The following is an 11,223-nucleotide window of genomic DNA, read 5'->3' as shown; positions in this document are numbered from 1 at the left end:
AACCATCCTATCAATCCCTGGATCAGCCTCCTCCGTTTCTCTTCAAGTACTTACCCGCGTCTTCTCCTCCATGCTGGCTTAAGTAAGTGCCATTCAGCCTAGGACCTGAATGCGGGTCACCTCGTTATTACCTGCGATGTAATTGAACTCCTGCGTACGATCGCTACCATGACAGTCATCTCCTCTCGACGCCAATGCAAAGACGCATCGGCACGGAGATACGAATGCAGCCATGTTCAATCCATTCAGCAAGGAGTTAGGAATGCAAACCTTTACCGTCCACACCATCGAATCAGCACCCGAACAGTCCAAGCCAACCCTGCAGGCGCTCACGCAAAAATTCGGCTTCCTGCCCAACGTAATGGCGACAATGGCCGGCAACCCAGTTCTGCTGAACGGGTTCGCCGCCAGCTTCGGCAGTTTCCACGGCGGCAGTCTCGACGAATGCGAGAAGCAGGCGCTGCTGCTCACCAACGCGGTCACGATCAAGTGTCCGTGGACCGTTGCGGCTCACTCGACCTTTGCGCTTGAGGACGGCATGGCGGAAAGCGACGTCAAGGCCATGCGCGAGGGGAGATTGCCTGCCAACCCGAAGTACGCGGCGCTTTCGGCCCTCACCCGGGCCCTGATCGAAAAGCGCGGCAATGTGAGTGACGCCGAGATCGAACGCTTCACTTCTGCGGGCTATTCGCAGAGCCAGATCTTCGAGGTGATCACGAGCATCGGCGTTTCCACGATGGCCGCCACCACGACTAACATGGCGGGTACGCCGGTCGAGGACCGCTTCAAGGCCCAAGCCTGGTCCGCCGCCTAAAGCAGAACGCGCGCGCAGGACTCGCTTCACGCGGGCCCTGCGCGCCCTTCTGTCAGAATGAAGATGTATGGCACATGAGCCGAACCCTCTTGCGAAGATAGCGCGCGATGAATTCACCGAACCTCAATTCAAAGCTGCCGGCCACCGAGCTGGGCGTGCTGCTGCGCCACTGGCGCGACACGCGCGGCAGGAGCCAGATCGACCTCTCACTCGATGCGGGCGTATCGCAACGGCACATCAGTTTCATTGAAAGCGGACGCAGCGTGCCAAGCCGCCAGATGTTGATGGATCTGGCCCAGGCGCTCGACGTGCCGCTGCGCGAACGCAACACCCTGCTCCTCGCGGCAGGCTACGCCCCCCTTTACGCGGAAAGCGCGTGGAATGCGCAGGAAATGCAGAGCGTCACCCGCGCAATGGAACGCATTCTGCGCCAGCATGAACCGTTTCCGGCTCTGGTGATGGACCGCTACTGGAACGTGCTGATGACCAATGATGCCGCGCCACGCTTTTTCAACTGCTTCATCGACATGGCGGCTCGCACGGGACCGCGCAATATGCTGCACCTGGTGTTCGATCCACAAGGCATGCGCCCGTTCGTCGCCAATTGGGAAGCGGTAGCGCAAAGTCTGATTCAGCGGGTGTACCGCGAATCCGTTGGCCGCGTGACCGACGAGAAAACGCAAGAACTCCTAAGCGCGCTGCTCGCCTACCCCGATGTGCGATCCGAGTGGACGAACCCCAAGGCACTGGGCGCCGTGACGGCCACGCCGCCGCTGCCTGTCATCCCGCTCAGCTTTACTAAAGACGGCCAGGTGCTGAACTACTTCTCGATGGTCACGACCGTCGGAACGCCGCAGACGATTGCCGCGCAGGAACTACGCATCGAATGCCTGTTCCCGGCGGACGACCAGACTGAGACGCAGCATGAGCGCCTGCTCGGCATCGCTTCGCATGGCGGCGCACACGGCTAGCGCGATGTACCCGACAACGTCGCCAGCCATACCGCGCGGTCATTCACGCTTTACGCGATTCCGCACGAATCACCAGTTCCGGAAAACCTGAGCGCGCGTCGTGCTCGCGTGAGAAACGATGCTCGGGCAAGAGCGCCAGCAATATCTCTGCCGTGGTGCGCACGCTGCAGCCGCGCGCCACGTGCCCACCGAACACCTGACCGCGCGAGTCGGACACGGACATGTGCAGGTGCGCGCCATCGGGCGAGATCGATCCGGCGAGCGTGAGAATCTCCAGGTCGCCGCGCAATTCGGTCGGCTCGTCGACGCCTGCGAATCGCAATTGCGCGATGCTCAGGCTGCCGATGCCTTGCAGCACGAAGGCCGCCGTCAGGTTGAGGTCACGTAGCGCGTCTTCGAGTGCGCCGCGCAGATCGTCGCCGGGGGACAGGCGCACGGGGTGGGTTTGCATCACTCGGCTCCAGGTTGGTCTTGTCCATACTTCACGCGGAATGAGACGGGACGCTGCGCATATTGTGCCACCCGTACGTCAGTCGGAAGCGTACAGATGCTCGACCAGATAATCGATCAGTGCTCGAACCTTCAGTGGCAAAAACCGGTTCGGCGGATAGAGCAGCCACACCGATCCAACATACGCCGGTCCTTCGAGCGCCCAGTCGGGCAATACCTGCACCACTTCGCCACGCGCAAGCGCGCTTGCCGCCGCAAACTCCGGCACGTTTGCGATGCCGAAACCCTGCTGCGCCGCTTCGAGCCGCGCGCCAGCATGATTGGCGATATAGCGCCCGCGAACTTCGACGGTCTGCGTGTGCGTGCCGCGCCGCAAACGCCAGCGGTTGTCGTCTGCGGTTTCGCCGAGATAAATGCAATCGTGCTGTGCAAGCTCGCGCGGCTCTCGTGGCGTGCCACGCGCGTCCAGATAGGCCTGCGACGCACACAGCACCCAGCGTACCGAACCGATCCGCCGCCCCGCCAGACCGGGTGGCGGCCGCTCAGTCAGGCGGATCACGAGGTCGAGATTGTCGTCCAGAGGATCGACGTCGTGGTCCGAATACAGCAACTGCAAATCGACCTCTGGATAGGCGCGCAAAAAATCAGGCACGAGTGGGTGAATCACCGTTCTTGCGAACTGCGTCGGCGCGCTCACGCTCACCTTGCCTTGGGGCCGGCCAGCCAGTTGACCGGCGGCATCAACCGCCCCCGCGGCGGCGCCCACCATCTCCCGGCAGTAGCGCGCCACCTGCGCGCCCGATTCGGTGACCCGCACCTTGCGCGTTGAGCGCTCCAGCAGGCGGGTCGCGAGCGCTTCCTCGAGGCGCTTGATCTGCCGGCTGACCGTCGACGGTGTGCTGCCCAGCTGGCGCGCCGCCACCGAGAAATTGCCTGCGTCCACGACGCGCGCAAACACCGCCATATCGGGCAACAACGCGAAGAGTTCGTCGGGGTTCATCGTGGCCGTGGAAAGAGGATCGTCTTAAAGGACCGTGCGGAAGGCCAGCGTCCGGATTAATGCATTTTCGACATAAAAGCTGTGCACCGTGACCCGATTATCGCCCCGCACGCAACACTCGACAATACGAACTCGTCTCCCGAGGTTCGCTATGTCCAGACCAGAACGCCTGCAATTCCTCTCCGACCTGATGCTGCTGGCGGTCGCCGTGGTGTGGGGTACCAGCTACGGCGTCGCCAAAAGCGCGCTCGAGTTTTACCCGGTTCTCGGGCTGCTTGCGCTTCGCTTCGGCATCACGTTCGTGGCGCTGTCGCCCGCGCTGCGCCCATTGCGTCACGCCGATGCCCGTGGGCTGCGCGGCGTGCTCGGCGCCGGCGTGCTGCTATTCAGCATCTTTCTGTGCGAAACCTTCGGCCTGCTGCTCACGCGCGCGGCCAACGCGGCGTTTCTGATCAGCCTGTGCGTGGTGCTAACGCCGCTCGTCGAGTGGTCGCTTCTCAAGCGTCGGCCGAGCCGCATCGAATGGATGGCGGTTGGGCTGTCGTTGCTGGGCGCGTGGTTACTGGCCGGAGACGGCGCCTTCACCCTCAGTCCCGGCGATGCGCTGATCCTCGCGGCCGCGGTACTGCGTGCGGTGACCGTCTGCGTGACGAAGCGCGTGATGCGCGACGCGGCGCTGCCGCCCTTGACGGTGACCGCCGTGCAATCCGGCGTAGTCGCGTTCGGCAGTGCGGCGGTAGCGCTGGTATTTGCGCGCGATCAGTGGCAGCGCGTACCGTCTTTTGCAGGGCACCTGACGTTCTGGGGCTGCGTGTTCTATCTGGTGCTCGCCTGCACGCTGTTCGCGTTCTTCGCGCAGAACTATGCGATCAAACGCAGCAGCCCAACGCGCGTGGCGCTGCTGATGGGCAGTGAGCCGGCGTTTGGCGCGTTGTTCGCGTGTCTATGGCTAGGCGAAAGAATCTCGCCGATGGCGTGGGTGGGCGGCGGGTTGATCGTGGTGGCGTCGTTGCTGGCTACCGTGCGCTGGCGCAAGGCGCTGCCGGTTGAGGTTAGCCCATCCATCACCAATCGCACTCCTTACTTCGACGCCACACGTCCTCGCTGACTGACTATTTCGCCGCGTTGAAACACGTACTCGACGCGCTCACCCTGCCCGGTCAGCACGTTGATATCGCGCAGCGGATCGCCGTCCACCACAAGCACATCCGCAATCGCTCCAGCGGCAATCACACCCAGCTTGCCGGGCCGGTCGACAATCCGCGCAGCAATCGTCGTGGCCGAGCGCAACGTCTCCAGATTGCCTAGCACCTCGGCGCGGATCCGCAGTTCGTCGCTCTGGAACGTATGCATCTCGCCGAGCAGGTCAGAGCCGAAACCCATCGGCACGCCAGCGCGCGCATAGATCTGCAGCGAGTCGCGTCCCGCTTGCCGCACGGTCTCGACCTTGGCAATCGAATCGGCCGGCATGCCGTAGTCGGCCCCGTGCTTCGCCAGTGCGTCATACGTCACCAGCGTCGGCACCACGAAGGCACCATGCTCGTGCATCAGACGCGCGGCGTCCTCGTCCACGAGATTGCCATGCTCGATCGTGCGCGCGCCACAACGCACGGCGCGCGAAATCGCACGGCCGGTGTAGGCATGCGCCATCACGTAGGTATTCGCCGCCTCGGCCTCGGCGACAATCGCGCGGATTTCGTCTTCTGAATATTGTGTGTTGCCGATCGGATCGGTCGGCGAGGCGACGCCGCCCGAAGCCATGATCTTGATCTGCGTCGCGCCCTTCTGGATCTCTTCGCGCACCGCGAGCCGCACGGCATCGACGCCGTCAACCACCCGCGCAATTGCCCCGGCGCGAAAGCAGCACGAGCACGGTTCGAGCGTGTCGCCGCGCGGACGGAAATCGCCATGTCCGCCGGTTTGCGAGAGCGCCTTGCCGGACGGGAAAATCCGCGGCCCTGGGATGAGTCCGCCTTCGAGCGCCTGGGTCAATCCCCAATCAGCACCACCGGCGTCGCGCACGGTCGTGAAGCCGCGACCGAGCATTGCCGAGAGAACCGGCAGCGCACGGATCACAGCGAGAATATTGGGTTGGGCCGCACTCGTGCCGAGATTCGCGTTGGAGGCGAGCACATGCACGTGACAGTCGATCAGGCCCGGCATCACCGTCTTGCCGCGCGCGTCGATGAGACGCGCCCCCGGCAGATCCACCGGCCGGTCGGTGACTTCGACGATGTGACCGTCTTCGATCACCACATGATGATGTTCGAGCAACGCGCCCTGTGACAGGTCAAGTACGTTGCCGCCGCTGATTACCGTGATGGTCATGAATAGCTTCCTGGCTAGATGAGGGAACCGGCGTCAGCCGCGCAGGCGGCGCGGGTCGCGCACGTAGAAGGTTCCGATGAGACTGATGGCTGCGGCGATCATCACGTAGATGGCCGGCGCCATGTTGCTGCCGGTGGAGGCGATCAGCCACGTGATGAAGAACGGCGCGAAGCCGCCGAAGATCGTCACTGCAAAATTGTAGGCAACCGACAGACCCGTCGACAGCACTTTGGTGGGGAACAGTTCGGCAAATGCGGCGAGAATCGGGCCGGTATAGGCAGCGATCAGCAGTCCGAAGATGCCTTGAAACACGAGCAACGCGGCCAGACCCGGCGCCCGGTTGATATACACGAACATCGGCCATGCGAGCAGCAGGATCGCGGCAGCGGCGCCGGTCAGGAAGCGCCGGCGGCCATAGAGATCGGCGAGCCAGCCCACCACGGGCGAGAAACACATGATCATCATACCGCCCAGCATCCCCGCGAGGAAGCCCTGCGACGGCGGGAGATGCAGCGTGCGCACCGAGTAGGTCGGCATGTAGAACAGCAGCACGTAAGTGCATGCGGTCCAGAGGATCACCATCGAAAAGCTGGCGAAGGTCTCGCGCGGAAAGTTTTGCAGGACTTCAGCGAGCGGCGAATCCTTCTTCGCTTCCTCGGCTACCGCCATGAAGGCCGGTGTTTCGTCCATCCGGCTGCGAATGAAGTAGCCCACCGGACCAATGAGGATGCCGATCAGGAACGGCATTCGCCAGCCCCACGAATGCAGCGCATCGGCGCTCAGCCACGCCGTCACAAAGGTGCCGACGGCCGCGCCGAGCAAGACGGCGAATCCGATGCTGGACTGGATCCAGCTCGAGTAATACGCGCGTCTTTCCGGCGGTGCGTATTCGGTCAGAAACGCGGTGGCGCTGCCCATTTCGCCGCCGGCCGAGAAACCTTGCAGCAGGCGCGCCAGCACAATCAGAACCGGCGCCCATATGCCGATCTGGCCGTAGGTGGGCGCGAGGCCGATCAGCGCCGTGCCCGCCGCCATCAGCAGGATGGTCAGCGACAACGCCGCCTTGCGGCCCACTTTGTCGGCATAGATGCCCAGCACAATGCCGCCCACCGGACGCATGAAAAAGCCGACGCCGAAGGTCGCCACCGTCAGCAGCAGCGAAGTCAGCTCATTGCCAGTGGGAAAGAACAGTTTGGCGATGATGACCGCAAAGAAGCTATACACGGTGAAGTCGAACCACTCGAGACCGTTGCCGAGCACGGTCGCGAGGATCGCGCGGCGCCGCTGCCGGGCAAGTGAGTCGAGCGGCAGCGCGACGTGCGGTGAAAGCGTTCCTTGCATGGTCTCTTTCCTCATTTGAATGAGCTGTCAGCGTCGCGCCGGTTCACGATTGAGCGGCGCCCCGTCTGCATAAGACCGATCGTAGAAGAGATCTGGTTTTTTTCTGAAACGAAAGAATCGCATGCATGCATGCGTGTAGCGCATGCGAAATTCAGGGGGCCGCTTGTTGCTGGGTTGGCTGCGCCGTTTGCTGCATCATCTGCTGTTCTGCCTGCTCGAATAGCCAGTTTGTAAACACGCGGGCCGCCTGATTCTGCGAGCGGTCGTTCGGCGACACCACGTAGTAGCCGCCGCCATGACTTGCCGATGCGCGCGTCGCTCGCACCAGCAATCCTTCCGCGAGGCATGCGTCGATCATGTGACGCCAGCCGAGCACCACACCCTCGCCGAGAATCGCCATCTGCACCAGTTGCGGATAGTGATTCACCACCACCGATTTCGGCGAGCCAGGCATCTGCACATCGTTCAGTCTGAACCATTCCGGCCACGACATCCACTGCCGCTGACCGTCCTCCTGCATCAACAAGGTCTCCTGAGCGAGGTCGGCGGGTTCAAGCTGGCGGCCGCTCAAATAACCAGGTGAACATACCGGATAGACCTCCTCATCGAAGATCCGGCGCGCGGTGAAATGCGGTTCGGCGCGTTGTCTGATGTAGTACAGGCCGACGTCGAATTCCGCCGGCGAGAGCGAGGCGAGGCCGTCGCGCACGATCATGCGCACATGGACGTTTGGATACGCTGCACGGAAGGCGCCGAGGCGCGGCGTCAGCCATAACACGGCAACGCCCGAAGAACAGGCCACGGTCAACTCCTGGTCGCCATAGCGCTTCATCACGTCGAGCGTCGCCTCCGAGCAGTTGGTGAGCAGCCACTGCACGTGTTTTGCGTAGCTTTCACCGGCAATGGTGAGCCGCAGCGACCGATGCTCCCGCACGAACAGCGAACGCCCGAGAAAATCTTCGAGCTGCGCGATCTGACGGCTGATGGCGCTTTGCGTCAGATGCAGTTCGGCGGCGGCCTTGGTGAAACTGGCATGACGCATGGCCGATTCGAACGCGATCAGACATTGGAGCGGCGGGAGCGGTGCGATACGCATGATGAGCTTGCATGGGATTCGATTAGCGTCATCATAACGCCGGGGATTTGCGGCTCAATTGCACTCGAGCGGATGAGCGTCTATCTTAAGGACTAGCCGGCGCACCGCCGGATGGCCGCCGCACATTGCACGGAGTGCTTCATGATCACGCTCTATTCGTACCCGGGCCTGTATGGGCTTGAAGACAACAACCCCTACGGGCAGAAGGTATTCGCCTTTCTGCGGCTCTGCCGGCTGCCTTTCGAACACCACCATATTCTCGATGCGAAAGCGGCGCCGCGCGCACAGTTGCCGTATCTCGTCGACGAGGCAACGACGATCGGCGACAGCGATGCGATCATCGCGCATCTGAAACAGAAATACGCGTCGCCGATCGACGACGCGCTCACGCATCCGCAGCGCGATCTCGATCTGCTCATCCGCCGCACGCTCGACGATCTGTACTGGGTGATGTCGTATTCGCGCTGGGCCGATCCGCGCTTTTGGCCCGTTTTCAAGGACGCGATACTGACGACGCATCCGGGCGTCACCGCAGAGGCACTCGACGGCGCGCGAAAATACAACTTCGAGCGCTATCACTATCAGGGCATCGGCCGTTTTGAGGCACAAGACGTCTATGCGCGGGGTGTGGCCGATCTGCAGGTGTTGTCGAATCTGATCGACGACGAAGGCTTCCTGTTCGGCGCCGAACCGGCCAGCACCGACGCAAGCGTGTATGGCTTTGTCTCCAACATCTACTTCTACGACATCGATACGCCGCTCAAGCAATTCGTTCAGTCACAGACGAATCTGGTGCGGCATTGCAAGGCGATGCGAAGCGCGGTGAATGGGGCTCTCGCTGCCTGATCACCCCTACTTCCCGTTCGTCTCGTGCATTTGCTGCGCAGCGGCCTTGTAGTCGTAGGTCGGATAAAACTCTGTGCGATATCCGCTCCATGCGGTATTTTCGATGGCGCGGTTCACTTCGCGCAGGCGGTTCGCCGGCACACGCAAGGTGACGACCTGGCCGATGCCCATCATCACGTACCACGAGACGACCTCGATGCCTGGCGGCGGAAAGGCTTTGAAGAAGCCCTGAGCACGTAACTCGTCGTTGATTTTCGGCAGCGGTTTCGATTCGTCGTGCCGCAGGAAAATGGTCAGCAGAAAAGTATCGTCACCGGCAGGCACAGGAGCAGCGCTTGACGCGCCTGGCGCTGACGGAACATCGGTGGCGGCGGTCGTGGCGGCGGTGGGCGGTGCAGAATCCGCACTCCATGCCTGCACGGACATCCCTGTCAAGGTGATCGCCAGCATGTAACGCAACAGACTACGGCCGAGTATCGTTGTCGACATCAATTGCCTCCAGTGAGAATCCAGTGAAAAGCGCGGACACGCATTGCCGTGCCCAGGCCCCGCAAGCCACGCAATCTTCGCTCCCGCACGCGCGCCTTTACAACTGACTTGCGCGCGCAATTCCACCCTACCCGCCGTGCCCACCTTCCCCGCCACCCGCATGAGCCGACTCACCAAAGCCGCCACGCGAGATGCCTTCTTCGCCGCCGCCATGGCCGGTCAGCGAGCCTTCCGAGCGGGTCGACTCGCTGATCTCAGTCGAATGGGACGCGCGCACAATCTCGTCTGTCTCGTCTCCATTCGCGTGATACACCTTGCCACTCTGCGTGTAGTACGGTCCGTACCAGTGCGCCCCACCGCCACCATGAGCACCGGCAGTTGAACCCGACGATCCCGACGCACCCGAAGCAGGTTGCCCGCCATCGGCAGCCAGCGTGCAATCGTCGGGACGATTCCAGTCGCGTTCGCAATCGGTCAGCGACGCATACTCGGCGCGTTCCACCTGAACTGGCGTGTCGTTGTGACACCCCGCGATCAGGCCAGCCCCGGCCAGCGTCCCCGCGGCGCCAATCAACATCAGTGTCGGTCGTTTTTGTGTTTTATGCATGGCCCTCGACTCAGTTCTTGATGCTCAGTTCTTGATGCTCAGTTCTTGATGAAGAAATGCGGCACAAAATAACTGGTGTTCTTCGTGATCGGGTGAAACTCCTCGCGCAAACAAAGCCCGACCGCCTCATCGCCGACCACCCATGAGCCCAGCGTCGCGTAGCGCTCGCCAAATCGCGGCAGCGGCGCAAAAGCCTGATAGATGAAACCCTCTTCGCCGTAGCGGCCTTCGTGCGCAATCACTTGTCCATCGGCCTGCACCAGGGTCACGTTCGCGCCTTCGCGCGACAGAAACGGCTTTTTCGCATGCGGCACGCCGTCGAACTGATACGGCGTAAAGGACGCCGGCAGCAGATTCGGATGATCGGGAAACAGTTGCCACAGAATCGGCAGAATCGCCTTGTTGGAGAGGATCATTTTCCACGGCGGCTCGACCCAGCGCGTGGGACTCGAAACCAGATGCCGGCCGAACTTCTCCCGAATCATCCACTCCCACGGATACAGCTTGAACATCAACTGGATCGGCTCGTCCTGTTCGTCGTAGAACTGGCTCGCCGCATCCACGCCGATGCGCGTCATGTCGAGAATCTTGACTTGCCAGCCGGCCTGCACCGCCGTCTCCATCATGTATTCGACGTTGCCGATGTCTTCCAGGCTGTCGAAGACACAGCCGAAGTGCAGCGTCTGGATCTGCGGGTAGTGCTTGCGCAGCACACCCCAGCGTTCGACTAGCGTTTCGTGGATGCTATTGAACTGATCGTGTGCGGGCTGGACGTCGGTTTTCCAGAACCATTGCGCGAGACTCGACTCGATCAGCGAGGTCGGCGTGTCGGCGTTGTATTCGTAGAGCTTCGGTACGCCGTTCTGATCGAGCGTCAGGTCGAAGCGCCCATAGACAGACGGATCGCGGCGCTCCCAGGAAGCGCGAATCAGCCCTTCGTATGCAGTGGGAATCGCCATCCGCGAAAACAGGTTGGCGCGGATCACGTAATCCACGGCTTCCAGACAGCGTGCGTGCAGCTCGCGGGTGGCCGCCCACAGAGCCTCGATTTCGGCCTCGCTAAAGACGTAGGCCGCGTCTTCGAGCCAGTACGGAAACTGGCTCGCGTCGGGCGCCTGGGCGACGCCGTCCTTGTCAATGGAATGAAAGCGAAACCCGATGTCGTCGAGACGCTGCGGCCAGTCCGCGCGCGGCGTCTGTTTTATTCGTTGCATGACGTTTGTTATTTTGCTGTCGTTTGCACCGCAGTATGTTAGCGCATCGTCAGCTCAGAAACGCGGC

12 protein-coding genes are annotated in these 11,223 nt (G+C 62.1%); 4 read left to right on the top strand and 8 right to left on the bottom strand.

The features are described from left to right. The first annotated feature begins 262 nt into the window (after positions 1-262). Positions 263-814 (top strand): carboxymuconolactone decarboxylase family protein, encoded by a 552-nt coding sequence (locus P3T40_RS39990; RefSeq protein ID WP_429273201.1) that lies wholly within the window; start codon positions 263-265, stop codon positions 812-814. 107 nt (positions 815-921) lie between these two features. After that, entirely contained in the window at positions 922-1,785 is an 864-nt protein-coding gene (locus P3T40_RS39985; RefSeq protein ID WP_429273200.1) for a helix-turn-helix domain-containing protein, read from the top strand. A gap of 43 nt (positions 1,786-1,828) precedes the next feature. Here P3T40_RS39985 and P3T40_RS39980 read toward each other — a convergent pair whose 3' ends face one another. Together P3T40_RS39980 and P3T40_RS39975 are read right to left on the bottom strand one after the other, a co-directional pair. Beyond that, complete coding sequence (locus P3T40_RS39980) at positions 1,829-2,236, bottom strand: PPC domain-containing DNA-binding protein (protein WP_429273199.1); 408 nt, start codon at positions 2,234-2,236, stop codon at positions 1,829-1,831. 78 nt (positions 2,237-2,314) lie between these two features. Further along, a complete protein-coding gene (locus P3T40_RS39975) occupies positions 2,315-3,235 on the bottom strand; it encodes a LysR family transcriptional regulator (RefSeq protein ID WP_429273198.1) in 921 nt (306 codons plus the stop codon). Between the two features lie 151 nt (positions 3,236-3,386). Here P3T40_RS39975 and P3T40_RS39970 point away from each other — a divergent pair, with 151 nt between their 5' ends. Then, positions 3,387-4,343 (top strand): DMT family transporter, encoded by a 957-nt coding sequence (locus P3T40_RS39970; RefSeq protein ID WP_429273197.1) that lies wholly within the window; start codon positions 3,387-3,389, stop codon positions 4,341-4,343. Here the strand turns inward: P3T40_RS39970 and P3T40_RS39965 are convergent. From P3T40_RS39965 to P3T40_RS39955, 3 genes are all read right to left on the bottom strand, one after another. Continuing rightward, complete coding sequence (locus tag P3T40_RS39965; RefSeq protein WP_429273196.1) at positions 4,316-5,563, bottom strand: amidohydrolase family protein; 1,248 nt, start codon at positions 5,561-5,563, stop codon at positions 4,316-4,318. The two genes, P3T40_RS39970 and P3T40_RS39965, sit on opposite strands and share 28 nt — an antisense overlap. Positions 5,564-5,596: 33 nt before the next feature. Then, a complete protein-coding gene (locus P3T40_RS39960) occupies positions 5,597-6,904 on the bottom strand; it encodes an MFS transporter (RefSeq protein WP_429273195.1) in 1,308 nt (435 codons plus the stop codon). Positions 6,905-7,055: 151 nt separating this feature from the next. Continuing rightward, entirely contained in the window at positions 7,056-8,000 is a 945-nt protein-coding gene (locus tag P3T40_RS39955; protein WP_429273194.1) for a LysR substrate-binding domain-containing protein, read from the bottom strand. Between the two features lie 141 nt (positions 8,001-8,141). On the opposite strand from P3T40_RS39955, the gene P3T40_RS39950 reads away from it, so the two are divergent. Beyond that, positions 8,142-8,846, top strand: coding sequence for a glutathione S-transferase C-terminal domain-containing protein (locus P3T40_RS39950; RefSeq protein ID WP_429273193.1), 705 nt, complete (start codon positions 8,142-8,144; stop codon positions 8,844-8,846). Between the two features lie 6 nt (positions 8,847-8,852). On the opposite strand, the gene P3T40_RS39945 is transcribed toward P3T40_RS39950, so the two are convergent. The 3 genes from P3T40_RS39945 to P3T40_RS39935 form a co-directional block, all read right to left on the bottom strand. Then, positions 8,853-9,296 (bottom strand): hypothetical protein, encoded by a 444-nt coding sequence (locus P3T40_RS39945; protein WP_429273205.1) that lies wholly within the window; start codon positions 9,294-9,296, stop codon positions 8,853-8,855. A 166-nt stretch (positions 9,297-9,462) separates the two neighbouring features. Then, positions 9,463-9,942 carry a hypothetical protein gene (locus P3T40_RS39940; protein ID WP_429273192.1) on the bottom strand — a complete coding sequence of 160 codons (480 nt, stop codon included), beginning with the start codon at positions 9,940-9,942 and terminating at the stop codon, positions 9,463-9,465. Between the two features lie 38 nt (positions 9,943-9,980). Then, complete coding sequence (locus tag P3T40_RS39935) at positions 9,981-11,156, bottom strand: glutathionylspermidine synthase family protein (RefSeq protein WP_429273191.1); 1,176 nt, start codon at positions 11,154-11,156, stop codon at positions 9,981-9,983. Positions 11,157-11,223 lie beyond the last annotated feature (67 nt).

The organism is Paraburkholderia sp. EB58 (genome assembly GCF_050436665.1).
Classification (GTDB): Bacteria; Pseudomonadota; Gammaproteobacteria; order Burkholderiales; family Burkholderiaceae; genus Paraburkholderia.
This window is presented reverse-complemented; position numbering and strand designations above follow the sequence as displayed.